Source organism: Arthrobacter sp. NPDC097144 (assembly GCF_044762205.1).
Classification (GTDB): domain Bacteria; phylum Actinomycetota; class Actinomycetes; order Actinomycetales; family Micrococcaceae; genus Arthrobacter_B.
On sequence record NZ_JBIWDW010000003.1, the window covers coordinates 483,932 to 509,805 of the forward strand.

Consider the following 25,874-nt stretch of genomic DNA (forward strand, 5'->3'; position numbering starts at 1 on the left):
AAGAGGAACAGAGGAAAGCGATGAGCTCCACCAGCCCCAAGATCTACGCCCTGCATGAGAACCCCGAGTGGTTTCCGCCTTTTGCCCGGGCTTTTGAAGCCGAAGGCGTGGAAGTGGAGGAATGGCTGCTGACCGACGGCGTCCTGGACCTGGATTCGGTGCCCCCGGAAGGCATTTTCTGGTCCCGCATCAGTGCCTCGTCCCACACGCGGGAGCACGGACTGTCCAAGGACTACGCCCGGGCGGTACTGTCCTGGCTTGAAGCCCACGGCCGGCGGACCGTCAACGGGCGGCGGATCCTGGAACTGGAAATGAGCAAGGTGGACCAGCTCACCGCTCTGCGGGCCGCCGGCATCGATACACCGCGCACCGTTGCCGCCATTGGGCGGGACGCGATCCTGACCGCGGCGAAAGAATTCCCGACCCCCTTCATCACCAAGCACAACCAGGGCGGCAAGGGCCTGGGCGTGCGCAAGTTTGAGTCCCACGGAGAGCTCGCCGAGTATGTGGCCGGTCCTGACTTTGAGGAACCCGCCGACGGCATCACCCTAATCCAGGAGTTCATCGTTTCCGCCGAGCCCTTCATCACCCGAGTGGAGATTGTGGGGGGAGAGTTTATCTACGCGATCAAAGCGGACACTGCCCGCGGCGGATTCCAGCTCTGCCCGGCGGATGCCTGCGCCATTGATCCTTCCACCGGCAAGCCGATCATGCCTCCGGGCGCAACTATTGCCCCCGACGAAGATACGCAGCTGTTCAGCCTGCGCGAGGACTTCGACCACCCGATCATCGGCAAATACCTGGAGTTCGCCCGGCGCACCGGACTGGAGGTCTGCGGGATTGAGTTCATGGAAACAGCTGACGGGCGCATCCTCACGTACGACGTGAACACCAACACCAATTACAACGCGGCAGTCGAAGCAGCAGCTCCGCGTTCAGCTCCCCGCGCACTGGCCCGCTACCTCAAGCAGCTCTGAGGACAGGGAGCGCCGGGGCGGCGACGGCGGTCGCGGCGGGCCAGTGGCACAGGACAAGAAATTTATCCACAGGCGCGGCGCGTCGCTATAGTCGGAATTAATCAAACTGAAGGAGCTTCCTCAATGACTGCCGCCCAGGAACCGATGTGGGTTAAGAACTATCAGCCCGGCGTTCCGGCAACCATTGAACTGCCCACCGAGTCCCTGACCGCCATGGTGGAGGACGCCGTCGTCCGCTTTGGGCCCAAGGTGGCGCTGGAATTCTTTGGTGCCGAAACCACCTACTCCCAGCTGGGAGACCAGATAAACCGCGCAGCGGAGGGTCTGCGGCGGCTGGGCGTGCGCCGCGGACACCGTGTTGCGATCGTGCTGCCGAACTGCCCGCAGTACCTCATCGCCTTCTACGCTGTGCTGCGCCTGGGTGCCGTCGTCGTCGGCCACAACCCGCTGTACACGGAGCGCGAACTGCGCCACCAGTTTGAAAACCACGGCGCGCAGGTGGCCATTATCTGGGACAAGGCCGCCGAAAAGATCCAGGACTTCCCGGACGACATTGCCGTGAAGACCGTCATTGCCGTGGATATCACCAAGGCGATGCCGCGGCTCAAGCGCATGGCGCTCAGGCTTCCGCTGCCCTCGCTCCGCCGCACCAGGGCAGGGCTGACCGCCAAGACCGAGAACACCATGTCCTGGGAGAAGCTGCTCTCGTCCGGCCCGATCGACAGCGCCCACCCCCGTCCCTCGGTGCGGGACCTGGCCGCTCTGCAGTACACCTCCGGAACAACGGGCATTCCCAAGGGTGTCATGCTGACCCACTACAACCTGCGGTCCAACGCCCTGCAGGGCCAGGCCTGGATGCACGGCGCCCAAGAGGGGAAGGAAGTCATTTACGGCGTGCTGCCGATGTTCCATGCCTTTGGCCTGACCCTCTACCTCACCTTCTCCGTCCTGACCGGGTCGCGGCTGGTGCTGTTCCCCAAGTTCGACGTGGACCTGGTGCTGGATGCCGCCAAGAAGTCCAAGCCCACGGTGTTCTGCGCTGTTCCGCCAATCTACGAAAAGACGGCGCTGGAATCGAAGAAGCGCGGCATTGATCTCTCCACCATCCGCTTTGCCATCTCCGGCGCCATGACGCTGCCGGCAGCCACGGTGAAGCTCTGGGAAGAAGTTTCCGGCGGTCTGCTGGTGGAGGGCTACGGCCTCACCGAGTCTTCTCCGGTGGCACTGGGCAACCCCTTTGCCGACACCCGGCGCAACGGGACCATCGGTGTTCCCTTCCCGAGCACCGAAATGCGCGTGGCGGACCCCGAACACCCGGAGAATGATGTTCCGCAGGGCACCCCGGGCGAACTGCTGATCCGCGGCCCGCAGGTGTTCTCCGGCTACTGGAACAACACCGAGGACACCGAGCAGGTTCTGCTCGACGGCGGCTGGCTGCGCACCGGCGACATTGTCACCGTGGACGACGACGGGTTTGTGAAGGTGGTTGACCGCCGGAAGGAACTGATCATCACCGGCGGATTCAACGTCTCGCCCACCGAGGTGGAGGAAGTGCTGCGCAGCAACCAGGCCATCGCCGACGTTGCCGTGGTGGGACTGCCCCGGGCCGACGGCGGCGAGCAGGTAGTGGCTGCCGTAGTCCTCACCGAGGGCGCCGAACTGGACGAAGCAGCTCTCCGGGCCTGGAGCCGGGAGCGGTTGACCCCGTATAAAGTTCCCCGCCGCATCGTGGCCATTGACGAACTGCCCAAGTCCCTGCTGGGCAAGGTGCTTCGCCGTGAAGTGCGTGAGCTGCTGACCGAATCGAAGTAGCTCTCCGGCAGCACTACCTATTGACGGTGTGTTCCGGGTGGGCTGGAATAGTAAGCAGGCTTGGGATTCCGGGCCTGTTTACCATACGAGCCGCCCAACAGGGTCCTCACGAGGCTCATCCGGATTTTGGTGCGCAGTCGGAAGGCTGATCAGGTCCTGATCCCTTCACCGTTCGCCCTACGACCTGCCGGTCAATCTCCGGACCTACGTGAATAAGCGCCGGACAACGGTGAAGTTCGCAGCTGAAGGAGAACAGCATGATCAGCAATCAGCAAGTTGAAGGTCTTATGGCCGGCTCAGGCAACGTCCTGGGACCCAACGGAGACAAGATTGGTGCCGTCGGAACGTTCTACCTGGATGACCAGACCAACGAGCCCGCATGGGTTACGGTCAACACCGGCCTGTTCGGCAGCAACGAGTCCTTCGTTCCGCTCAGCGAAGCAACGGTGGAGGGCGTGGATGTCCTGGTTCCGTATTCCAAGGACGAGATCAAGAACTCTCCGCAGGTTGAGTCTGACGGCTCCATCAGTCCGGAAGAGGAAGTGACGCTTTACCGCTACTACGGATTCTCGTACGACGACGGAAGCGCGGACATCGACAGTGACACCACCAGTATGAGCGCCGGAACCATGACGGACACGGGCGTGGACACTGGCACGCGGTCGGGTGTCGGGTCAGGTGTCGATTCGGATTTCAGCGATGACAGCGACATCAGCCGTTCCGGATTCTCGTCGGATGCCACCGTGGGACGGGACACCTCAGGGCCCACCACCGACGACGCCATGACCCGCTCGGAAGAGCAGCTGGACGTGGGGACCCAGTCCCGCGTGAGCGGCAAGGCCCGGCTGCGGAAGTACGTCGTCACGGAAACCGTGACTACTCAGGTTCCGGTCAGCCATGAAGAGGTCCGGATCGAGAGGGAACCGATCACCGACGCCAACGTCGATTCGGCAATGTCCGGACCCGAGATCAGCGAAGAAGAGCATGAAGTGACGCTTCACGCCGAGGAACCCGTGGTGAACAAGAAGACGGTTCCGGTGGAGCGGGTGCGGATGGACACGGAAACGGTCACGGATACGGAAAGCGTCTCCGAGGAAGTCCGCAAAGAGAAGATCGAGACCGATGACGGAATCCGCAGGTCCGATTCAACCGACGGACACCAGGGATCAGGCGGACACCACGGTTCCGACAGATAACTGAAGCCGCGTCAATGCAGGGCCCCGGCGTCAGCCGGGGCCCTGCATTGTGCCGGCAATTCCCTGCGGGCTACAGGACCGCCACCTGCCGTGCGGTGCGCTCCAGCACCTCCCGGCAGGCCAGGACGGCGGGCCGTTTTGCTCCGGCCCGCCGAACTGAAGTGAAGATGCTTCGCCGCGGAATGCCCTCCAGATCCAGCAGCTGCACGCTTGGTTCGCGCCCGGTCCACACGAGGTCCGGCATCAGTGCCACGGCATTTCCCGATTCGATCAGCCGGATCTGGGCCTGCAGATCAGCCGTTTCAAAACGTACATCCGGTTCGAATCCCGCCCGCCGGCAGGCTTGCTCCGCCCAGTGCCGGGAGGCGGCGCCCCTGGGTTCCATGACCCACGGCAGCTCTGCGGTGTCCGCCAAAGACTGCACCGGAGGCAGGCCTTCATGGGGAACGGCAAGCCGGATTGCATCGGAGGTCAGGTGCATCCGGTCCAGCTCCGCGTGCCGCACCGCTGAGTGTCCCGGGTATTGCTCGGCAATCACCAGGTCAAAGTCCCGTGCCCAGGTTTCGTAGAGCGCCGTCTCGGGTTCGCGCTGCACCATCTCCACCCGCAGCTCCGGATGTTCGCGCCGCAGGGTCCGCAGCGCTCCGGGCAGCAGCGCCAGGGCCGCCGATTGGAACACTGCCACCCGGATGGACCCGGTGACCGAGGTCAGCGAAGAAGCCAGCTCCGCTTCGGCCCGTTCCAGCGATTCAAGGATGTCCGAGGCATGGGCTGCCAGGATTTCGGCCTGCGGTGTCAGCTGCACTCCCCGGCCTGTTTTTCGCAGCAGCTCCACACCCACTGCCTTTTCCAGCAGCCCCAGCTGCTGCGACACTGCGGACGGGCTCAGCCCCTGCGCCTCGGCCACGGCAGCCAGTGTTCCCCGAACTTTCACCTCCCGCAGAAGGGTCATGCGGCGCACATCGAGCACAGTTTTCACCTCCATAGGAATTGATTAGTAAAACTAACCTATATCAGTTAGAAAAGGTACCTTTGCCTAATGGTAAATAGTGCGGATACTTAGAGGAATACCACCATCTGCACGTCGAAATGAGCACTACGCATGAGCAATACCGTTGCCGAACCCACCACGGGATCGGACACCCCCCAGGCCCTCGCTGCCGACGCCGTGGCGCTCGTGCGCCGTTGGCTTTCCGAGGCTGAAAGCGTTCCCGTCGATGCCTCGGCCGCACAGCTGGCAGGCGTGCTGAAAGATCCCTCCGGACTGGACTTCACCGTGGGATTCGTCGACGGCGTGATCCGCCCCGAAGACCTCCGTGTGGCCGGCCGGAACCTCGCCGCCCTCGCACCCCGCGTGCCCGGTTTCCTGCCCTGGTACATGCGCTCCGCCGTCCGCCTGGGCGGAGTCATGGCGCCGGTGCTGCCTCACGTTGTCATCCCTGTAGCCCGCAAGGTACTGCGCCGCATGGTGGGACACCTCATCGTTGACGCCACCGACGCCCGCCTCGGCAAGGCGATTGCCGGGATCCGCAAGGATGACATCCGGCTGAACATGAACCTCCTGGGCGAAGCAGTTCTCGGCGAACGTGAAGCTGCCCGCCGCCTCGAAGGCACCCACGAACTCCTGGCCCGGGACGACGTCGACTACGTCTCCATCAAGGTTTCCTCCACCGTCTCCCCCCACTCGCACTGGGCGTTCGATGAAGCCGTTGAGCATGTGGTGGAAAAGCTCACCCCGCTCTACCGCCGGGCTGCGTCCTCCGCGCAGAAGAAATTCATCAACCTGGACATGGAGGAATACAAGGACCTGGAGATGACCATGGCGGTCTTTACCAAGCTCCTGTCCATGCCGGAGTTCAAGGACCTCGAAGCCGGGATTGTGCTCCAGGCATACCTCCCCGATGCCCTCTCGGCCATGATGCGGCTGCAGGAATTCGCCGCTGCCCGCCGGGCGGACGGCGGAGCGCCCATCAAGGTCCGCGTCGTCAAGGGTGCAAACCTGCCCATGGAACAGGTGGAGTCATCCCTGCACGGCTGGCCGCTGGCCACCTGCGGCACCAAGGCGGAGACTGACACCAACTACAAGCGGGTCATCAACTACGCCCTGCACCCGGACCGGGTCGCCAATGTGCGCATCGGCGTCGCAGGCCACAACCTCTTCGACGTCGCCTTCGCCTGGCTGCTCGCCCAGCAGCGCGGCGTGACCGGCGGCATCGAATTCGAGATGCTGCTGGGTATGGCCACGGGCCAGGCCGAGGTAGTCAAGCGGGACGTAGGATCGCTCCTGCTCTACACGCCCGTGGTCCACCCGGCGGAGTTCGACGTCGCCATCGCCTACCTGATCCGCCGCCTCGAAGAGGGCGCCAGCTCAGAGAACTTCATGTCGGCCGTTTTTGAACTCAGTGAGAATGAAGCCCTCTTCGAGCGGGAGAAGCTGCGTTTCCTCAGCTCGCTGGAAAACCTGGATGACCGGGTTCCCGCGCCGAACCGCACGCAGGACCGCAGCCAGCCGCGCCCCGCCGTATCCAGCGGCGCCGACGCCGTGAACCAGGGCTTCACCAACACTCCGGACACCGATCCGTCGCTGCCGGCGAACCAGGCCTGGGGCCGCTCCATCCTGACCCGCGTTGGGGAATCCCCGCTGGGCAAGGCAGCCGTGGCTGATGCCCGGGTTGCCGATGAAGAAGCGCTCTCCGCCGTCATCGAAACGGGGGTCTCGGCCAGCAAAGGCTGGGCCGCCCTCAGCGGTGCCGACCGCGCTGAAATCCTGCACCGGGCGGGATCCGTCCTCGAAGATCACCGGGCGGACCTGATGGAGGTCATGGCTGCCGAAACCGGCAAGACCCTGGACCAGTCAGACCCCGAGGTTTCCGAAGCCATCGACTTTGCGCACTACTATGCAGAGCGTGCCAAGGACCTGGAAACCATCGACGGCGCCCGCTTCGTCCCAGCCCGGCTCACCGTGGTCACCCCGCCGTGGAACTTCCCGGTAGCCATTCCGGCCGGTTCCACCCTGGCTGCCCTGGCTGCCGGTTCCTCCGTGATCATCAAGCCTGCCCGCCAGTCCGCGCGCAGCGGAGCTGTCATGGTGGAAGCATTGTGGGAAGCAGGCGTTCCCCGCGACGTCCTGCAGATGGTGCAGCTGGGCGAGCGTGAACTCGGCCGCCAGCTCATCTCGGATCCGTCCGTGGACCGGGTTATCCTCACTGGCGGATACGAAACGGCAGAACTGTTCCGTTCCTTCCGCACGGATCTGCCGCTGCTGGCGGAGACATCCGGTAAGAACGCCATCATCGTCACGCCCAGCGCCGACTTTGACCTGGCGGCCCGCGACGTCGTGGCCTCCGCCTTTGGCCACGCCGGCCAGAAGTGCTCGGCAGCCTCCCTGGTCATCCTGGTGGGCTCGGTGGCCAAGTCCCCGCGCTTCCGCAACCAGCTCGTGGACGCCGTCCAGTCCCTGAAGGTCGGCTACCCGGTTGAAGCCGTGACACAGATGGGTCCGATCATTGAACCCGCTGAAGGCAAGCTGCTGCGCGGACTGACGGTGCTCGGCGAAGGCGAGTCCTGGCTGATTGAACCGAAGCAGCTCGACGACTCCGGCCGTCTCTGGAGCCCGGGCGTGCGCACCGGTGTCCGCCCCGGTTCCGAGTACCACCTCACGGAGTACTTCGGTCCCATCCTTGGCGTGATGACTGCCGACACCCTCGAAGAAGCCATCGCGCTGCAGAACCAGATTGACTACGGGCTGACCTCCGGCCTGCATTCACTGGATCCGGCGGAAATGGATGTCTGGCTGGAGAACATCTCCGCCGGCAACCTCTACGTCAACCGCGGCATCACCGGCGCCATCGTCCAGCGCCAGCCGTTTGGCGGCTGGAAGAAGTCCGCAGTGGGAACCGGAACCAAAGCCGGCGGTCCCAACTACCTCATGGGCCTGGGGGAGTGGGAGCCCGCAGCGGCCACCTCAACCGGAGCCCCGATCCGCCATCAGGGCGCAGCAAAGCTCCTGGCCACAGCAGTATCCGGCAGCTTTGCCGCCGACGCCGACTTCCTGCAGCGGGCACTGAGCAGCGATGCCGCTGCCTGGGCCGACGAGTTTGGTACGGCCAAGGATGTCTCCGGGCTGAGTGCCGAACGCAACGTCTTCCGGTACCGGCCGCTGCCGGTGACCATCCGGTTGTCCGAAAACCAGCCGGTCGATGCGCTGGTTCGGGTTGCCGCAGCCGGGCTCCTGGCCGGATCCGCGCTCCGCGTCTCCACCGGCGTCGAACTCCCGCTGGCGCTGCGCGCTGTCCTGACGGAACAGGGAATCCCGGTGGCCGAGGAGAACGACGCCGACTGGCTGGCCTCCGCGGCAACGTTCGACCCTGCGGTGTCCGGAACACGAATCCGGCTTATCGGCTCCGATGCTTCGGCGCTGGCAACGGCCCTTGGCGGGCGGCCGGACGTGGCTGTCTACGCGAACCCGGTGACCGAAGCCGGACGCGTGGAGCTCCTGCCGTTCCTGCATGAGCAGGCCGTCAGCATCACGGCTCACCGCTTCGGAACGCCGAACCATTTGTCGGACGCCCTGATCTAACCTCCATTCCCGGGGAGAAAAAATCCGGGAAAAAGACGGCACCGGGTCTATCCCGGTGCCGTCTTTTGTTGTTAAGTTGTGCCCATGGAACTGATTTACGAGTAGGTGCACCCCGCGCCGAACTGCCGGATTCGCTGCTGCACTCTTGCTGCACCCGCAATCCGCGGCGCCGCGTCACCACTTCTGTCGCTGACACCATCCCTGTATCGCCCGGGTAGGCCAGCCATGATCAGTGCAGTTCCCGGCCGGTACCTGAAGAGTCCGGAGATCAACCATGGCATCATCCAAAAAGAACAGATCCGTATCATTGCCGGCAGTTGTGCCGGGGATAGCCCACCCCGGTACGCCGGCGGCAACGGCAAATCTTGCTCCCGCTGCGGCGGCCAAGCTTGGCACGGAGGGCGCCGGCATAACCGGTGCCGCTGCAGCCGGGACGGCCCTTCCCGGATGGCAGAGCATGGGCAAGGACCACAAGCCCACGCACAGTTTCGGCAAGCAGGGCCGGAGGGAGAAAAAGGTCCGCTGGTAGCAGCGGATAAATCATCAGTCGAATACGCCGCAGGGGCCCGGACAACAGTCCGGGCCCCTGTCCGTGCCAATGCCTGCAGTGCCATGATGGACAGCCTCAGCTCCGGACATCCGCCCGGAAACCCGCATCGGCAAGCCCGGGAGGCCCCATGCTGCTCAACAACAAAAATGCCGTGATCTACGGCGGCGGCGGAGCCATTGGCGGAGCAGTTGCCCGTGCCTTTGCGGAGGAGGGCGCCCGTGTATTTTTAGCCGGGCGGCACCCGGAACCGCTGCAGGCAGTCGCCGGGGACATTGCCTCCAGCGGCGGCCTTGCGGAAACAGCTGTGCTGGATGCCACCAACAGCCGGGCAGTGGATGAACATGCTGATGACGTTGCATCATCGGCAGGGAGCCTGGACATCTCCGTGAACGTCATCCAGCACGGCGATGTGCAGGGCTCACCCATGGTGGACATGTACGTGGAGGATTATCTGCGGCCGGTGGCCACTGCTGTACAGACCATGTTCCTGACCGCGCGGGCGGCGGCACGTCACATGATGCAGCAGAGATCGGGGGTGATCCTGGCTTTCGGCGGTTCCGGCAATCCGGAGCCGGGGCTTTATCTGGGCGGGCTCCTCACGGCTTTCGAAGCCATGGAAGCCATGCGGCGCCAGCTTTCGGTGGAGCTGGGGCCGTTCGGCATCAGAGTCGTGACGCTGCGCAGCGGCGGAATTCCCGAATCCCTGCCGCCCGGGATGGACGGCCGGGAGGACATCGCCAACAGCATTGAAAACGCCACGCTGCTCCGCCGCGCCGCAACCCTGAAGGAGGTGGGTAACGCGGCAGCGTTTGCTGCCTCGGACCGGGCTGCCAGCATGACTGCCGCCACTTTGAACATCAGCGCCGGAGCGCTGATGGACCGCTAGCGGCCTGCGCCGCCCGAAATTTTCCAGATGCTGAAGTCTTCAACGCTGACTGCCGTGCGGGTTCCTTCATCATCTTCGCGGATCCAGATGGTGCCAAGCCCGGGAGCGGTGTCCCGAACCTCACCCCGGTAATAGATGTGGCCGCCGCTGCGCACTTCAACGTGATCACCGCGGCGAATGGAGCGAATGTTACGGACCCGCTTGGAACGGGTGGCTGGGGAATATTGGGGCGTGCTGACTGCTGGCACGGGGCCTCTTTCTCTTGACTAGTTATGTCAACCAAGCCGCTGCGAAAAATATTCCCTCACCGGCATGGGCGTTTTCGCCTGCAGCCCTGACGCGCCCCGTTGAGCGTCTGTACGATCGGGGACATGGATATCGTGGATTTCCTTCTGACGCGCTTTCAGGACGACGCCGGGGAGTCCCGAAAGCTCCTGACGACCAGGGGTGTTTCCCCGTCGGACCGGTGGTACGAGGAACGGCTGCTGCGCGAGTGCGAGGCGAAGCTGATGCTGATCGAGATCATCGGCGGTGCCCGGCGCAATGCCCTGGCCCGCATGCTGCTGGATCCGGACGGGCAAGGCAAACAGTTCGCGGATGAGTTGGAGTGGACAACACTGGCGCTGGCCTCCATGGCGGCTGCATACCAGGACCACCCCGATTATCAGGACACCTGGCGCCTCACCGGAAAACGAAGCTAAGGCTGCTTAGTACCTTCGGCCGGCTTAGTACCCTTAGAACATGACTGAACCGAATTCCACTGGCGTATCCGAGGGAAGCACCGCGCTCCTGCACCGTCTTGCCGAATATCATCACGTGGCCACAACGTTCAACGGCTGGGATGGAACGCGGCGTGAGGTCTCCGATCAGACTCTCCGGAGGGTGCTGGCTGCCTTGGGTGAGGCTACCGAAACCGAGGAAGAGCTGGCTCAGGCCGTTGCGGATGCACAGCTGAAGCCGTGGTGCCGGATCCTGCCCGGCGCCGTCGTTCTCCGGGAAGGCCGGAGCCGGCAGGTTCCCGTCCACCTTCCGGCAGGGGTCCGGGCAGAGGGCTGGATCGTCCTGGAAGACGGCAGCCGCCGGAACCTCGAATGGCCGGCTGTGCCCGGAGAAGAACTGGACGTTGCCGGTACCCTGACGGGCCGAACCCTGGTTGCCCTTCCGATGGACCTGCCGCTGGGCTGGCACCGCATCGAGGTTCAGGCGGGGAGCCTGAGCGCAGGCACCGTCCTGGTAGTCACGCCGGAGCGGCTGACGACGACGGCGGCACTCGCCCACCGCCGCACATGGGGCCTGATGTCTCAGCTTTATTCGGTCCGCTCCTCCCGGTCCTGGGGCATCGGAGACCTCGGCGACCTGGCAGATCTGGCTGCCCTCTCCGGCGCCGAACATGATGCCGGCTTTCTCCTGATCAATCCGCTGCACGCCGCAGAACCGGTGCCTCCGGTGGAGCCCTCGCCGTATTTGCCCACCACCCGCCGGTTCTTCAACCCGCTCTACATCCGCGTTGAGGACATTCCCGAGTACGGCTATCTCTCCGCTGCGGACCGGGCCCGCGTGGAAGCGGCAGCCCAGTCCCTGTCAGCGGCCAACTCGTCCGCTGAGCAGCTGGACCGGGACGCCACCTACGGTGCCAAGCTCGCAGCCCTGGAACTGATTTTTTCCGTGCCCCGGAGCATTTCCCGCCAGCAGCAGTTTGAGCGGTTCTGCGCACTGGAAGGCAAGGGGCTGCAGGACTTCGCCCTGTGGTGCTCCATTTCCGAGCAGGTCCCGGCCGGAGATCCCCGGTGGCAGCTGATTGACGGTCCGGACAGCAATTGGGTCAGGGAACACCGCCGTGAGCTCGCAGAACGCGGGCAGTTCTACCAGTGGCTGCAGTGGATCTGCGACCAGCAGCTGGAGAGCGCACAGGCCGCGGCCCGGAGCGCAGGGATGGAAATCGGCGTCGTTCACGACCTCGCGGTGGGTGTGCACCCGGCCGGCGCGGATGCGTGGATGCTGCGCCCGGTGCTGACCCCCGGAGTTTCAGTGGGAGCGCCGCCGGACATGTTCAACCAGCAGGGCCAGGACTGGAGCCAGCCGCCGTGGCATCCGCAGGGTCTGGCGGACGCGGGATACCTCCCGTACCGGGACATGCTGCGCACGGTACTCCGCCATGCCGGTGGTATCCGGGTGGACCACATCCTGGGACTGTTCCGGTTGTGGTGGATCCCGGAGGGGTCAACTCCGGGCGAGGGTGCCTACGTGCACTTCGACCACGAAGCGCTGATCGGAATCCTGGTCCTGGAAGCCCAGCGTGCCGGCGCCGTCGTCATCGGCGAGGACCTGGGGGTGTTCGAGCCCTGGGTGCAGGAGTATCTTGCCGAGCGCGGCGTACTGGGCACTTCCATCCTGTGGTTCGAGCACACCGATGAGGGACCTCGGCCGCCGGAAGAGTACCGGCAGGGAGCACTGACCAGCGTCAACACCCACGACCTGCCGCCCACCGCGGGTTATTTGGCCGGGGAACATGTTGACCTGCGCGAGTCGCTCGGCCTGCTGAACCGGCCGGTGGAGGAGGAACGGGAGGCAGACGCCGCCGCCCAGGAAGCCGTTCTGTCCCTGGTGCGCAGCCGGGGCCTGCTGCCCGAAGACGCGGACGGCCGCGCTCCGGAACAGGTCCAGCAGACGGTCGAAGCGCTCCATGCCTACATTTTGCAGACTCCGTCCGTGCTCCTTGGCGTGGCTCTGGCTGACGCCGTGGGGGAGCGCCGCACCCAGAACCAGCCCGGCACCGGGGATGAATATCCGAACTGGCGTATTCCGCTCTGCGGGCCGGACGGCGAGGCCATCCTGCTGGAGGACCTGCCGTCCAATGAGAGGTTCAACTCCCTGACGGACCTGATGAAGGACGCAATCTGGGCGCGCGCTGTATAGCCCGTGCTGATTGCGGCGAGCGCGCGCCCTGCCGTGTCCGTCATCTGTTCGTCGGCGGCAGCAAAGGCCCGGGCGGCATCCGCAACTCTGTCGGCCCTGCGGAACACCAGGCAGGAAACCTGCTGCCCCACTTCATCGCGGTGTTTCCAGAATCCGGCGAAGGCTTCCGACACCTCCGCTGCGGTCCCCAAGAGGGCCGCAGCGGCATCGCCTGCAGTTTTCGCGGCGTTGCCCGCCTCGTTCAGCGCAGCGGCTTCAGCTGTGACTCTCCCGAGCACTGACTGAACGGCGGGCACGTCTACGGAATACTTCATCCTCTTCCCCCTCAGTCCCTGCCCACCCTGGGCAGGGACCGCCACCCTAGACAGGGACCGGGGGGTGCGGCACGGTGTCCGCCCCGCATGTGGAAAACTTCCTTCGGCTAGGACTCCAGCTTCATTGCCTTGCGCAGCGTCAGGGCACCACCGCTTTGCATGACTGCCCGCCGGTAGATCTTCTCGCCAAAGCGCAGCAGGGCATATGCGGCGGCCAGGGCAATCACCAGCGACAGGAGCGGTTCCCACAGTGGTACTTCCGAGCCCAGCATCCGGATGGGCATGGCCACTGAAGAAATCACGGGCACGTAGGACGCAATGACCAAAAGCTGCCCCTTCGCGAACATGCCGGCAAAGAGAGCCGCGATGATCACCGTCATGACGGGCGTGGAACTGTTGGTCAGGTCCTCGCTGCGGCTGGCCATTGACCCGAGCATGGCCCAGGCAGAGGCGAGAATCAGGAAGCCGGCGAGGAAGAACACCAGGAACCAGCCGGAGGCGGGAATGATGCTGCCCACCAGATCGGCGGTGTCCGTGAGATTCAGTGCCAGCAGTGCGGCTCCTCCGTACAGGGCCAGCTGGATCATGGCGAGCAGAGTGTTGCCGGCCACCTTGCCGTAGAGCAGTTGCCGGATGGGAATGGCCGTGGCCAGGATCTCCACCACCCGGTTCTGTTTCTCTTCCAGGACGGAGTTGGCAATCGCCATGCCGAAAATGATGGACGCCATGTAGAACAGGAAGCTGAACACGAAACCGACAATGGTGGCCAGCAGGGCGTTTTCCGCGTTGCCGTTCAGCAGGGCGGTCTGGAACTCGCTGCCTTCCAGCAGCGCCTCGGGGGTGGTCCCGGCTCCGACGGCGTTGAACTCCAAGGCATAGTCGCGCAGGGCGTCGGCGATGCCCTGCTGCAGGCCGGCGGGAAGTTCTTCGTTGCCTGTTAGTGTCCAGCCGTCGTAGGCCGCCAGGAGCGCGGCGTCGGCCTCCCCGGAACGGACCAGTTCCTCGGCCTGCTCAGCCGTGTCCGCCGAGACCGCTTCAAAACGGGTGTCGCCGCCGTCGGCCTGGGCTGCTTCATTGGCGGCGTCCACGATTTCTGTGGCGGGATTGTCGAGGGCGGTGCTCTGCATGGCGGTCACCGCCACGGTGTACTCGGTGGTGCGGCTGCTCATGTAGGCGTTAAACACCACGGCGCCGACGATCAGGACGAGGGTGACCACCGTGGAGATGAGGTAACCGCGGTCCCGGGCCTTCACCATGACTTCGCGAAGGGTGACTATGGCCCAGGCGGGCGTGGTGCTCATGCTGAAACCTCCCGGTAGATGTCGCTGAGGGTGGGCCGCAGTGGCGTGAATTCTTCCACGGTGCCCCGGGCCAGGGCCGCGGCGAGGACGTGCTGGGCGCCGGCACCGCCGTCGAACTCCAGCAGCGCTGTGGGGCCGGCAACGTCGATGACCCGAAGCCCCGGCTCATCCCGCAGCCAGCCGGCATCGGGTGAAACTGTGAGGCGGTGCCTGCGGGGAGCGTTGGCGCGGAGCTGGTCGCTGGATCCTGCGGCCATGACCCGTCCGGCCTTGAGCACCACCAGGTTATCGCAGAGCCGGTCCACCAAATCCAGCTGATGGCTGGAGAACAGTACCGGCACGCCCTCGCTGGTGCGCTCACGCAGCAGCTCCACCATTGAATCCACGGCGGCCGGATCCAGTCCGGAGAACGGCTCGTCCAGGATCAGCACGCTGGGGCGGTGCAGCAGCGCGGCGGCAATCTGCACGCGCTGCTGGTTGCCCAGGGACAGGGATTCCAGCTTGTCCTTGGAACGGCCCGCCAGGGTGAAGCGTTCCAGCAGGTCCATGGCCTCACGGCGGGCATCGCCCTGGCTCATCCGGTGGAGCTGGCCCAAGTAGATGAGCTGGTCCAGGATGGGCTGCTTGGGATAGAGGCCGCGTTCCTCCGGCATGTAACCGAAGCGGGAGCGGTCCGCGGCGGTGACGGGTGAGCCGTTGAGGAGCACCTGTCCTTCCGTTGCGGTCAAAACGCCCATGATCATGCGCATGGTGGTGGTCTTGCCGGCACCGTTGCCGCCCACAAACCCGGTCATCTGCCCGGCCGGGACATCGAAGGTGACATTGTCCACCGCCGTCTTGTCCCCGAACTTTCGGGTCAGGTTGGAAACCTGCAGCATGCTGGCTGCTCCTTTCCCGGCAGGGCCGGGGTATCTGAGGCGGATCTTCTCCTCTAAACCCTATCCGCGGGGGGAAAGCGGCGGATCGGCCGTGCGGGTGAGCCCGTAACGCATCAGGGGCAGCTGCGGCCGCCGGAATCCGCCGGGTTCTCCCCCGGAAGGATGAGGCCGCTCTCGTAGGCGAACACCACGGCCTGCACCCGGTCGCGGACCTGGATCTTGGCCAGCAAATTGGAAATGTGCGTCTTCACGGTGGCTTCGGCCAGGAACAGTTCACGGGCAATCTCGGCGTTGCTCCGGCCGGCGGCGATGTGGCTGAGGACCTCGCGCTCGCGGGCGGTCAGCGTGCCGAGGAGGTTCTGCTGGGCCGGTGCCGGTGCAGGAACGCGCGCTGCGCCGGCTCCCTCCGCAGACTCGGCGTCCAGCGATTGTGCGAAGCGCTCGATAACACGGATGGTGACTTCCGGTGCCAGCAGGGCGTGGCCGGACGCGACCGCGTGCACGGCCGCAACGAGGTCATCGGGGTCGGCGTTTTTGAGCAGGAAGCCGCTGGCGCCGGCCCGGATGGCATCGAAGAGGTAGTCGTCGCGTTCAAAAGTGGTGACGATGATGACCTTGGCGGTCCCGGCCCGCACCACTTGGGCCGTTGCCCCAATCCCGTCCAGCACCGGCATTTGAACGTCCATCAGGATGACGTCCACGGGATGAGCGGCGGCGAACTCCACCGCTTCGGCGCCGTTGGCCGCCTGGCCGACCACTTCGATCTCTTCCTCGACGGAGAGCATCATGGCAAAGCCTGCCCGTACCAGGGACTGGTCATCGGCGAGCAGTACGCGAATTGGTTTCATTGCATCCTTCGTGTCGGCAGCCCGTTGCCGCCCCCGGCGTTGAGCTTATCGAAAACCGCTCGGCCCGCTCCAAGCCTCAGCGCTGCGTGAAGCGCACGCGCACCCGCCAGCCGTCTCCGGAACGGGGACCAATCTCCGCTGTTCCTCCGTGCAGGGCCGCCCGCTCCCGGATTCCCCGCAACCCGAATCCGGACCCGGGACGCCCGCCCGGGCGGGGAGCGCCGTCGTCCACTGTTTCCACCTCGACCCAGCGAACCCCGTCGGTGAGCCCGGTGCGCAGTGCGACGACGGCGGACGCGGCAGTGGAGTGCCGCCGCGTGTTGGCGAGGGATTCCTGAACGGTGCGGTAGATGGACAGGGCCAGGGGACCGGGGACGGTGCCAAGTGCACCCGGAACATCCTCAACCCGGGTAAAGGACACCCGCAAACCGTTTGCCTGATGTTCTGCCACCAGTTCGTCCAGCTCCGCCAAACCCGGTTCGGGCCTGCGCTGGTTTCCGGTCGGGGCCGCCTCGTCGCTTGCGCGCAGCACGCCGAGCAGTGACCGCATTTCCTCCACCGCCTCCCGGCTGGAGTCTTCTATGGTCTGCAGGGCTCCGGCCGCGGTTTCGGGTTTTTTCTCCATCACGCGCCGGGCGGCTCCCGCATGGACTCCGATCACGGCGATATGGTGCGCAACGACGTCGTGCAGTTCCCGGGCTATCCGCAGCCGCTCATTCACCACTGCCTGGTGGGCAAGGTCCTCGGACTGGCGGCGGAGTTTCTCGGCCTGGGCGGCGAGCTGCTCACGCTGATGCGCGCTGCGCCACGAGGTCAGGCCAAAAAGGATAGCGCCGCCAAAGTACGCGGCATTGATCAGAAAACTGTAGAAGGCGTAGGAAACCAGCGGAGGCAAAAGGCCGCGGTGCGTGTCATCTTCTTCCCGAAACACGTCAATGATGGAGTCGTAGGCGTTGGAAACGGTGAAGGAAAGAACCAGCCACAGCGCCATCGCTGCGATCACCGCCGCCAGCGCAAGGCGCAGCAGCCGGCGGTCACGTGCCCAGGCCACGCCCGTATAAATTGAGGCGAAATACGCGGCCTGAAAGGTGAGCTGACTGGCGAGAACCGGCATGTACATGGCCAGGCCAAGGAAAAGCGCGGAGGACACCAGCAGCACCGTGACGGGGAAACGCCGTCGGACGGCCAGCGGCGCAACCATGAGTGCCAGCACCAGATGCTGCAGCCACAGCGGCCTGTCCTCCCCGCCCATGACGCCGAAACCACGGCTGATTTCCAGCGTGAGCGCAGCGATAAGGAGCACGACGGCGGTGCCCAGTACGTCGCGCCGCAGCTGTTCGCGGGTAGGTGCGGGACGTTCCCAGTCGTCGTCGTTCTTTTTCCGCAGCCGGTCCCGGATCCAGCCGGTGCCCTGGACCGGGGCTGCCTCGGCCATGGTGGCGCTCTCACTCATGGAAGCCAGTCTAGGGGCGGCCCCGTTGTGCCTTCTCCGCGGCGTAATCGTAGTACGAACTGTGCAGGCCATAGCCGGGGTCCAGCCTTGAGCGGATCATCTGATGATCTGCGGGGTTTTCCGTGCAGGACCCGGTGATCAGCACTTCCACGGACCTGCTCCCGCCGAGTTCAGCGTGGTCGTAACGGGCGGTGAGCTCCAGCTCCCCGTGATGGTAGAGCATGACCTGGACGTCACCGTTGGTGTCCGGGGAATTGCGCCACTCGTTGTCGTGGATCCACTGCTGTGCTTCGAGGCGGCTTTTCCACGCGTCCATGGTTGCCTGGGCAGTCTCATGATCCGGAACGCTGCCCGTCATCCACGCCAGGGGGCGGGTTTCGGTGTTCCAGTTGTCATCCTCAATGGGGTCAAGGCAGGACTCTTCCCGAAACTCCCGGACCTCAAGCGGGGAATCCCCGCCTCCCAGGGCCAGGAGTTCGGGCAGGATCAGTTCCATCTCCGGCAGCAGTTCAGCGGCGGGGCTGGCATCAGTGCCGGGACCGGCAGCGGCGGGCCCCATTCCGGTGTTTGAGATCCAGGTGCAGCCTCCCATCCCGGCAACCAATAGTGCCGCCGCTGCGAGCGGCAGCAGCGCGGAAGCCTTTTTCTGCATTTATCGCTCCGTACTCTGCACTGGCACTGACGGCATTCTGCGGCCCGCGTATTCCTGCGGCGAAATCTGCAACGGACTGTACGACCACACGCCTCCCTCGTCTATGTAGGTTTCATCGGGAACGTACAGGTAGACATTTTTGCCCTGCACCACTGCTTTCATGTTGTGGACGGAGGTCGAATCGGGGGAAAAATACTGGTCATGGCCGGAGACCAGCGGACCGCCCCGGTCATGGTTGATGAATCCGGATTCAAGCCGGGTGACGCCCATTTGTTTCGGATCTCCGCCCTGCGAGATGCCGCCAAGGAACTGTGCAGCCAAGATGGGATCATCCCGGGCCTGGATCCAATACCGGTTCGCCTCCATGTTTTGGGTGTCCGCCACGCTGTTCACGCGGTGTCCCACACCGGAAGGAGCGAGATAAATGATGTTGGTGGAATTCAGTCCTTCACGTTCAGCGGTCCCCACCAGCGCTGCTCCGGCGCTGTACCCGATGTACGTACTCCTTGTTCCGGGCGGCAGCTCCAAGTCCAGGGCGGCATCGAAGCCCGCGAGCAGGGGCCCTCCCGTTTCGTTGTATCTGCTGGAAGCGTTGTCCTGGATTTTGTTGGGCAAATCAGTTCCCTGCCAATAAAAGGAGAGGTTGGCACTACTTTCCCCCGTAACCCTGTCCAGCCGGACAGAATACTCATCCACGGCCGACAGATTGCTGGTGGTCCCCGGAACCAGGACGGTGCTGGATTCGGTGCCGGCTGAAGGCGTCCCCTTCATGGTGACGATTCGGCCGTCCCCTTCCAGGCTCACCATCACCACCTGGCGTTCATTCTCAATCACGTTGTCCAACCCTGTTTTCTTGCTGTCCAGTTCGGCCCAGACAGTGTGCAGCGTTGTGTAGAGTGCTTGTTCGCCCGGGGCCGGCCCGAATCTGTCCGCACGGGGCTCTCCTCCCATGGCGGCAATTTGCCGGGTGACGAGCTCCCGCTGGCCGGCAACCGTGACGATGTTGGCCAGGGCGCGCTGGGCCATCGGGATGCCGTTCATGTTTCCGAATTCCGCCGGATACAGCAGAAGCAGCCGTTTTTGCTCGCGGGCGGTGAGGTTCAGCCAGGTCTTCCGGATCACTGCAATTCCTTCGGGAGCCAGCACCGCAGCCAGAGTGCCGCGCGGGCGCTGGTAACCGCCGCCGCTGATGTTGCCGAAGGTGCGTTCGGGGTCCCGGCCGTGGTGCGGCATCCTATTTTCCGCGAGCATCAGTGCAGCTTCCGGGTTGGCCGCCGCCCACTTCCGGAGTTCAGCGGGGCTGAGATCCATGATGGAGGCCACCACTGATTCGGGGTCCATGGCTCCGAAGCCATTCAGGGCACCGGTCGGATGCTGCCAGCTGACAGGGGAAGGCGCGGCGCCGCCCGCTGCAGCGGTTGCGGGCAGGCCCTCTCCGGTTCCGCCTGAAATGCGTGCCAGCTCTGCTGCGGTTTCGGCCACCAGGACAGTCCACCTGTCCCGCAGGACTCGGGCCCGCTCGTTGAAGAGGGAGATGGCCCGGTCCCATGAATACTGGTCCTCCGAAGGCGAGTCCTCCGCGGCAACGGCTTTCAGAAGCCCGGAGCGTTCCATTGCCAGCTCGTGTGCGTCCCGCTGCAGAGGCTTTCCCGACTCGGCGAAGTCCTGCAGCACAGTGCAGGCTGCGGACAGCGCCACTGCCCAATTCACCAGGGGATCCCGCAGGTCCTTCAGCGCGGCGTAAACCCTTCCCTGGGTGGAAGGTTCGCTGTAAACCTGCTGCAGCTCATCCCAAGCTGAGGACGCGGCGTCGAACATGCCCACTGCCGACGAGCCGCGAGCCTGCATATCTTCCACGGCGGCCGTCAGGTCCGCCCAGGGAACATCAATTACAGGGATGCCTTCGAGGGAGGCCATCGATCTATACCTTCACCTTGCTGCCGTTCATCAATCCACTTCTCAGGGGCATACCCTACGGCGGACTCTTCCTTCTGCGGCAGCGTATTTTCGCGGTTGTGGAAAACTTCCGCCTGCCAATTCGGCACTGTGTTGCCCTCCGGCGTCGTTCATGAGCGCTGCTTCGGCTGTGCTGGCGGGCAAGGGATGATTTACTGCCTAATAGCTCAGATGCCGAAAAGGCAATCCTGCAACGGCGCGGACGACGGGACCATAAGCATGTTTGTTGAAGAAGCAAAGGCAATCCTTCCGGAACTGGTGGCGCTCCGGCGCGACCTCCACCGGGATCCTGAAATCGGGCTCGACCTTCCCCGGACGCAGGAACGCATCCTCCACGCCCTTGAGGGGCTGGACCTGGAGATCACCCTGGGACTGAAGGCGTCATCGGTGGTGGCCGTGCTGAGGGGAGCCGAGCCCGGGCCGGCAGTGCTGCTGCGCGGGGACATGGATGCGCTTCCGGTGACGGAGTTGACGGACCTGGAGTACGCGTCAGTCAACGGAAACATGCATGCCTGCGGCCACGACCTGCATGTGGCCGGCCTGGTGGGCGCCGCAAAACTGCTCTGCGCGCAGCAGCAGGACCTGGCGGGCAGCGTCATTTTCATGTTCCAGCCGGGCGAGGAGGGACACAACGGAGCCAGCCTCATGATTGACGAGGGAGTGCTCGACGCCGTGGGGGAGCGTCCGGTGGCGGCCTACGGCATCCATGTCCGGCCCGGGCCGCTGGGAGTGTTCCGCACCAAGCCGGGCACGCTGATGGCCGGAGCCAACGAGCTGCGCATTACCGTCAAGGGCTCCGGGGGCCACAGCTCGCAGCCGCAGACCGCCGTCGACCCCGTCCCTGCCCTGACCGAGATTGCCTCTGCACTGCAGACCATGTCCACCCGCCGCTTTTCCGTTTTTGACCCGATTGTCCTGACTGTCACCCAGCTTGAGGCGGGCGAGGCGATCAACGTCATTCCCGACACGGCCAAGCTTGGGGCATCGGTACGCACCCTGTCGGAGGAGTCCCTGGACCGGGTCATCCTGGAATCGAAGGCGCTCGCAGAAGGTATTGCCGCGGCCCACGGCTGCAGCGCCGACGTCGAATTCACCGTCCGCTATCCCGTTACCCGCAATGACGCGGGCCGCACCGCAGAGGCCATGGCTGATCTGCGCGGCGTCTTTGGCGAGGATCGCGTGTTGGAATCACGGGACCCGCTGATGGGATCGGAGGATTTCTCCCTGGTCTTGGACGAGATCCCCGGGACCTTCCTGTTCCTGGGGGCCACGCCGCCGTCGGTGGACCCCGCCGCAGTGGCCTGGAACCACTCGGCACGCGTGCTTTTTGATGATTCGGTGCTCGGAGACCAGGCCGCAGCGCTTGCACAGCTGGCTTACAACCGGCTGACATAGGCTGGGGGCATGACTTCGGTTCCTGCATCCTTTGCCTCACGCCTCGCTGCTCTGGCCACCCGTCCTGCCCCGCCGTCCTCCAAGCCCCGGCGTATCGGCGCCGTTGCTCTGGGAGCGTTCCTCGCTTTTGCCGGAACCTCCCATCTGACCTTCGCCAGGTCGGAGTTTCAGGCCCAGGTCCCGGAGTGGGTTCCGGTGGGGGAGGACGCCGTCGTGCTGGCTTCCGGCGTTGTGGAAATCAGCCTTGGCGCCGCCCTGATTCTGCTCCGCAAGCGGAGGGTTCCGGTGGGACTTGTTGCTGCGGCGTTTTTCATTGGGATTTTCCCCGGCAATATTTCCCAGTACGTCACGCATACCGACGCTTTCGGGTTGGACTCGGACGGCAAGCGGTTGGGCAGGCTGTTCTTCCAGCCGCTGCTGGTGATTTGGGCCCTGTGGGCTACCGGAGCATGGAAGGCTCTGCGGGCCGGGGCGAAATAGCGGTAGCGGGCGTCATTCTCCGGCCGGTCTGGGAAATCCCGGCCACTTTGGGAAATCCCGGCCGGTTTAAAGCGGGCGGAATTTCCCATAACCTTCGATTTTTCCCAAAGCGGAGGGAAAACCTGCGGGTCCAGGCTCCCGGTCAGCCGCAGGATGTCGGATGCCGTGGTGCCATGCCTGCCGTTCCACTGCGCCGCCCAGACCGGGCGATCGCAAGCCTCGCAGTGTCATCAATTTAGTGGTCCGCATCACTGGCCGGTACGTTTTAGGTCCGCATTGAACCAAAGGCGGAAGTCTCAAACGGCTCGACAGAAAGTGGCTCCGGCGTGGCAGTTGACCAGCTCAAAACCGAACCCTCATTGAAAAAAGTGCTCGGCAGGATGGACGTCCTGGCCCTCGGATTCGGTGCCATGATCGGGTTCGGCTGGGTTGTCCTCACCGGAGGATGGCTGGAATCAGCGGGCACCATGGGGGCTGTTACCGCCATGATCGCAGGTGGGGTCATCATGTCCGTCGTCGGACTCACCTATGCCGAACTGTGCGCGGCAATGCCGAAGGCGGGCGGGGAGCATAACTACATCATGCGCGCCATGGGCCCCCGTACCTCGTTCATTGGTTCTTGGGCGATTATCGGAGGCTATGTCACGATCGTGGCTTTTGAGGCCGTGGCGCTGCCGCGAACGGCGGAGTACATTTTCCCGAAGCTGAGCCAGATCCCGCTTTGGGAAGTTGCCGGGTTCCAGGTCCACCTGACGTGGGCTTTGGTCGGTGCCGTTGCCGCCGTGCTGATTACGTGGATCAACATCCGCGGCGTGAAGGAAGCCGGAATCGTGCAGACCTTCGTGGTGCTCTTCCTGCTTGCCATCGGCGTGGTCATGATCGCCGGATCCTTCACCGGCGGAGCCGTCTCCAATATGGAACCGTGGTTCCACGGCGGAATGAACGGGTTCTTTGCCGTCTTGGTGGTGGTGCCGTTCCTGTTCATTGGTTTTGACGTGATTCCCCAGTCCGCCGAGGAAGTGAACATTCCCGCCAAGCAGATCGGCAAGCTGGTGGTGGTGTCCGTTGTCCTGGCCACTATTTGGTACGTGATGGTGGTCCTGACCACCTCCTCCGCCATGCCCGCCTCGGAACTTGCCGGAGCCGACATCGCCACTGCAGACGCCGTCGGCGCCATGTTCGGCTCGGATGTCATGGCCAAGATCCTGATTGCCGGCGGCATCGCGGGCATTCTCACGTCATGGAACTCGCTGCTGATGGGCGCCTCGCGGCTTATGTACTCCCTGGCTCGTTCGGGCATGCTGCCGGCGTGGTTCGGCAAGCTGCACCCCAAGTACCACACACCGCACAACGCACTGTTGTTCATTGGCGCACTGAGTTTCCTGGCGCCCTTCGGCGGCGCGGAAATGCTCGGCTGGCTGGTGGATTCAGGAGCTCCGAGCATCGTCCTGGCGTACACCCTTGTGGCTGTTTCCTTCCTGATCCTGCGCCGGCGGGAACCCGGAATGGACCGGCCGCTCCGAATTGGCGGCCGGGGCAGGGGCGGCATGGTGATCGGTGTTGCTGCTGCGATCTTGGGATTGGCCCTGTTCAGCCTCTACATGCCGGGGATGCCCGCAAAGCTGGGGATGGAACCGTGGCTCTTGTTCGGGCTGTGGTGGATTGTTGGCCTGTTCTTCTTCCTGCGCGTTCCGGCCGGCATCAAGGCCGGGCCCGATGCCGAGGAGCACCTCCTCGCGAAACTGGGCCGCCGGTAGGAGCCGGGCGGGACAACTAAGTTACTGAGCAGTAATATAGCGTCCATGCACCTTCTTCTCCGCACCCTCCTGGTCCTCTTCCGCTCGCGACGGCGCCCGAAACTGGACTTTTTTGACTCGTCAACATTGCCGATGCGGGTGCTGCCCACTGACATCGACATTGCCATGCATGTGAACAACGGGATGTACTTTTCGCTGATGGACCTGGGCCGCTTCGACCTCATGATCCGCAGCGGATTCTGGGCCACCATGCGGCGCAGGGGCTGGAACCCCGTGGTGGCCAATGAGACGATCAGCTTCCGCAAATCACTGCAGCTGGGCCAGCGCTACACCATCGAAACCAAGATCATCGGCTTTGACGACCGCGCCAGTTACATTGAGCAGCGGATGGTGGCCGACGGCGAAATCTACGCCCGTGCCTATATCGCCGCGCGCTTCGTGTCCAAGACGGGTCCGGTGAGCAACGAGGAGATCTTCAAGGCGGCCGGTGTCCTGCCGCCGTCGGACCTTGAGCTGCCTGAATGGGTGCGGCAGTGGCGGGCCGACGGTGCGCTGCCCAGCACCCGCCGGCCCGCGCCCCACCTCTGGAACTGACGCGTCGGGCGCAGTAAAACGGGCAATACGCCTGCCGCCTGCCTGCCTCGCGGCGTAAGTTGTGGTTCATGACTCTCTCCGTCAATGTGTACCTGAGCTTGGATGGCGTGATGCAGGGGCCCGGGGCGGCCGACGAGGACCGTTCCGGGGGATTCGACCGAGGCGGCTGGCTGGCCCCGCAGCTGGAGGACCGTGAAGTAAGCCGAACCATCGGCAGCTGGGTCCGCAGGGCGGATTCGTTTCTGATGGGCCGGAACACTTATGACTTGATGCAGCCGTTCTGGGAGCCGGTGACTGACCCAGGCGATGATGTTGCCTTCGCCCTCAACCACCTTCCGAAGTATGTGGTCACGTCCACGGGGGTCGACTCGCCCTGGCACAACACGCGGGTAGTTTCAGGAGACCCGCTGGCGGCAATTGCCGCGCTCAAGGAGCACCGCGGCGACATGCAGGTCCACGGCAGCCACCGGCTGGTCCAGGCACTGCACAGTGCCGGATTGGTGGACGAATACCGGCTGCTCCTTTTACCGGTGGTGGTGGGAACCGGCAAGCGCCTCTTCAGCGAAGTATCCGCGCCCGTGGGCCTGCAGCTGCTCTCGGTGGAGACCCTGCCTGCAGGTGCCCTGAGCCTGCGGTTTCGGCGTGCCCCGTACGGCACCGCTGACATCGGCCGCAGGGAAGATTATTAAGCGGTCTCCCGCTCAGGGTTTGCGCGAAGAATTGTCTCTAGAGTCTCTGGACTGAGGGGGAGCGGGCCCCTAGGATGGAAATATTATCGCTTCACAGAATAGTTATTCCGCCCAGTGGAATAACCGGAGCGAGTTTCTGTCCAACCCAACGATGACGAGGACCCCTTGGCTGCCAAGCTCTCCCCCGGTGATGCTGCTCCCGCTTTTTCCCTTTCCGACGCCGAAGGCCGGCACATTTCACTTGCCGATTTTTCCGGCCGCGGCGTGGTGGTCTATTTCTATCCCAAGGCTGCCACTCCCGGCTGCACCACCGAAGCCTGCGATTTCCGGGACAACCTGTCCGCACTGCAGCGTGACGGTTATGACGTAGTGGGGGTTTCACCCGATCAGCCCGAGGCGCTGGCACGCTTCGCGGAGGATGAGCAGCTGACGTTTCCGCTGCTTTCGGATCCCGACTCAGCAGTGGCCAAAGCGTATGGGGCTTGGGGTGAGAAGGAATTCAACGGACAGTCCTCGGTGGGCCTTATCCGTTCCACTGTGGTCGTGGGCGCTGACGGTGCGGTGCGGTCCGCAGAGTACAACGTCAGCGCCCAGGGCCATGTGGCGAGACTGCGCAAAGAGCTCGCTGGTTCCTGACGGGG

22 protein-coding genes are annotated in these 25,874 nt (G+C 64.3%); 14 read left to right on the top strand and 8 right to left on the bottom strand.

The features are described from left to right. The first annotated feature begins 20 nt into the window (after positions 1 to 20). The 3 genes from ACIQXM_RS09400 (at position 21) to ACIQXM_RS09410 (ending at position 3,985) form a co-directional block, all read left to right on the top strand. On the top strand, positions 21 to 977 hold the full coding sequence (locus tag ACIQXM_RS09400) for a RimK family alpha-L-glutamate ligase (RefSeq protein ID WP_400930734.1): 957 nt from the start codon (positions 21 to 23) through the stop codon (positions 975 to 977). A gap of 96 nt (positions 978 to 1,073) precedes the next feature. Beyond that, positions 1,074 to 2,789, top strand: coding sequence for a long-chain-fatty-acid--CoA ligase (locus ACIQXM_RS09405; protein ID WP_400930936.1), 1,716 nt, complete (start codon positions 1,074 to 1,076; stop codon positions 2,787 to 2,789). Positions 2,790 to 3,046: 257 nt separating this feature from the next. Further along, positions 3,047 to 3,985, top strand: a complete 939-nt coding sequence (locus ACIQXM_RS09410) for a YsnF/AvaK domain-containing protein (protein WP_400930736.1) — start codon at positions 3,047 to 3,049, stop codon at positions 3,983 to 3,985. A 70-nt stretch (positions 3,986 to 4,055) separates the two neighbouring features. Here the strand turns inward: ACIQXM_RS09410 and ACIQXM_RS09415 are convergent, their stop codons facing one another. Further along, positions 4,056 to 4,955, bottom strand: coding sequence for a LysR family transcriptional regulator (locus ACIQXM_RS09415; protein WP_400930938.1), 900 nt, complete (start codon positions 4,953 to 4,955; stop codon positions 4,056 to 4,058). Between the two features lie 132 nt (positions 4,956 to 5,087). Between ACIQXM_RS09415 and ACIQXM_RS09420 the strand changes: the two genes are divergently transcribed. The 3 genes from ACIQXM_RS09420 (at position 5,088) to ACIQXM_RS09430 (ending at position 10,000) form a co-directional block, all read left to right on the top strand. Then, on the top strand, positions 5,088 to 8,564 hold the full coding sequence (locus ACIQXM_RS09420; RefSeq protein ID WP_400930738.1) for a proline dehydrogenase family protein: 3,477 nt from the start codon (positions 5,088 to 5,090) through the stop codon (positions 8,562 to 8,564). 274 nt (positions 8,565 to 8,838) lie between these two features. Further along, positions 8,839 to 9,093, top strand: a complete 255-nt coding sequence (locus tag ACIQXM_RS09425) for a hypothetical protein (protein WP_400930740.1) — start codon at positions 8,839 to 8,841, stop codon at positions 9,091 to 9,093. A 148-nt stretch (positions 9,094 to 9,241) separates the two neighbouring features. Continuing rightward, positions 9,242 to 10,000: an SDR family NAD(P)-dependent oxidoreductase gene (locus ACIQXM_RS09430; protein WP_400930742.1), complete on the top strand. Its 759-nt coding sequence runs from the start codon at positions 9,242 to 9,244 to the stop codon at positions 9,998 to 10,000. Here the strand turns inward: ACIQXM_RS09430 and ACIQXM_RS09435 are convergent. Further along, positions 9,997 to 10,248 carry a hypothetical protein gene (locus ACIQXM_RS09435; RefSeq protein WP_400930743.1) on the bottom strand — a complete coding sequence of 84 codons (252 nt, stop codon included), beginning with the start codon at positions 10,246 to 10,248 and terminating at the stop codon, positions 9,997 to 9,999. The genes ACIQXM_RS09430 and ACIQXM_RS09435 overlap by 4 nt on opposite strands. A gap of 132 nt (positions 10,249 to 10,380) precedes the next feature. Here ACIQXM_RS09435 and ACIQXM_RS09440 point away from each other — a divergent pair, with 132 nt between their 5' ends. Both ACIQXM_RS09440 and malQ read left to right on the top strand, forming a co-directional pair. Next, a complete protein-coding gene (locus ACIQXM_RS09440) occupies positions 10,381 to 10,701 on the top strand; it encodes a DUF6221 family protein (RefSeq protein WP_400930745.1) in 321 nt (106 codons plus the stop codon). Between the two features lie 40 nt (positions 10,702 to 10,741). Next, entirely contained in the window at positions 10,742 to 12,916 is a 2,175-nt protein-coding gene (gene malQ, locus ACIQXM_RS09445; protein ID WP_400930747.1) for a 4-alpha-glucanotransferase, read from the top strand. A gap of 421 nt (positions 12,917 to 13,337) precedes the next feature. On the opposite strand, the gene ACIQXM_RS09450 is transcribed toward malQ, so the two are convergent. The 6 genes from ACIQXM_RS09450 to ACIQXM_RS09475 form a co-directional block, all read right to left on the bottom strand. After that, the gene (locus ACIQXM_RS09450; RefSeq protein ID WP_400930749.1) at positions 13,338 to 14,531 is read right to left on the bottom strand and encodes an ABC transporter permease; all 1,194 of its coding nucleotides are present in this window, start codon (positions 14,529 to 14,531) and stop codon (positions 13,338 to 13,340) included. Beyond that, complete coding sequence (locus tag ACIQXM_RS09455; protein ID WP_400930751.1) at positions 14,528 to 15,409, bottom strand: ABC transporter ATP-binding protein; 882 nt, start codon at positions 15,407 to 15,409, stop codon at positions 14,528 to 14,530. Before ACIQXM_RS09455 ends, ACIQXM_RS09450 begins: the two co-directional genes overlap by 4 nt. A 113-nt stretch (positions 15,410 to 15,522) precedes the next feature. Then, entirely contained in the window at positions 15,523 to 16,257 is a 735-nt protein-coding gene (locus tag ACIQXM_RS09460; RefSeq protein ID WP_400930753.1) for a response regulator, read from the bottom strand. Between the two features lie 76 nt (positions 16,258 to 16,333). Continuing rightward, positions 16,334 to 17,710, bottom strand: a complete 1,377-nt coding sequence (locus ACIQXM_RS09465) for a sensor histidine kinase (protein ID WP_400930755.1) — start codon at positions 17,708 to 17,710, stop codon at positions 16,334 to 16,336. Between the two features lie 10 nt (positions 17,711 to 17,720). Further along, on the bottom strand, positions 17,721 to 18,362 hold the full coding sequence (locus tag ACIQXM_RS09470) for a hypothetical protein (RefSeq protein WP_400930756.1): 642 nt from the start codon (positions 18,360 to 18,362) through the stop codon (positions 17,721 to 17,723). After that, positions 18,363 to 20,279: a hypothetical protein gene (locus ACIQXM_RS09475; protein ID WP_400930758.1), complete on the bottom strand. Its 1,917-nt coding sequence runs from the start codon at positions 20,277 to 20,279 to the stop codon at positions 18,363 to 18,365. Positions 20,280 to 20,537: 258 nt separating this feature from the next. On the opposite strand from ACIQXM_RS09475, the gene ACIQXM_RS09480 reads away from it, so the two are divergent. The 6 genes from ACIQXM_RS09480 (at position 20,538) to bcp (ending at position 25,869) form a co-directional block, all read left to right on the top strand. Continuing rightward, positions 20,538 to 21,713 carry a M20 family metallopeptidase gene (locus tag ACIQXM_RS09480; RefSeq protein WP_400930760.1) on the top strand — a complete coding sequence of 392 codons (1,176 nt, stop codon included), beginning with the start codon at positions 20,538 to 20,540 and terminating at the stop codon, positions 21,711 to 21,713. A gap of 9 nt (positions 21,714 to 21,722) precedes the next feature. Beyond that, a complete protein-coding gene (locus ACIQXM_RS09485) occupies positions 21,723 to 22,193 on the top strand; it encodes a hypothetical protein (protein WP_400930762.1) in 471 nt (156 codons plus the stop codon). A 380-nt stretch (positions 22,194 to 22,573) separates the two neighbouring features. Further along, complete coding sequence (locus ACIQXM_RS09490) at positions 22,574 to 23,950, top strand: APC family permease (protein ID WP_400930940.1); 1,377 nt, start codon at positions 22,574 to 22,576, stop codon at positions 23,948 to 23,950. Between the two features lie 45 nt (positions 23,951 to 23,995). Further along, positions 23,996 to 24,544 (top strand): acyl-CoA thioesterase, encoded by a 549-nt coding sequence (locus tag ACIQXM_RS09495; RefSeq protein WP_400930764.1) that lies wholly within the window; start codon positions 23,996 to 23,998, stop codon positions 24,542 to 24,544. A 68-nt stretch (positions 24,545 to 24,612) separates the two neighbouring features. Continuing rightward, the gene (locus ACIQXM_RS09500; RefSeq protein ID WP_400930766.1) at positions 24,613 to 25,233 is read left to right on the top strand and encodes a dihydrofolate reductase family protein; all 621 of its coding nucleotides are present in this window, start codon (positions 24,613 to 24,615) and stop codon (positions 25,231 to 25,233) included. A 165-nt stretch (positions 25,234 to 25,398) separates the two neighbouring features. Continuing rightward, positions 25,399 to 25,869: a thioredoxin-dependent thiol peroxidase gene (bcp, locus tag ACIQXM_RS09505; RefSeq protein WP_400930768.1), complete on the top strand. Its 471-nt coding sequence runs from the start codon at positions 25,399 to 25,401 to the stop codon at positions 25,867 to 25,869. Positions 25,870 to 25,874: the final 5 nt, after the last annotated feature.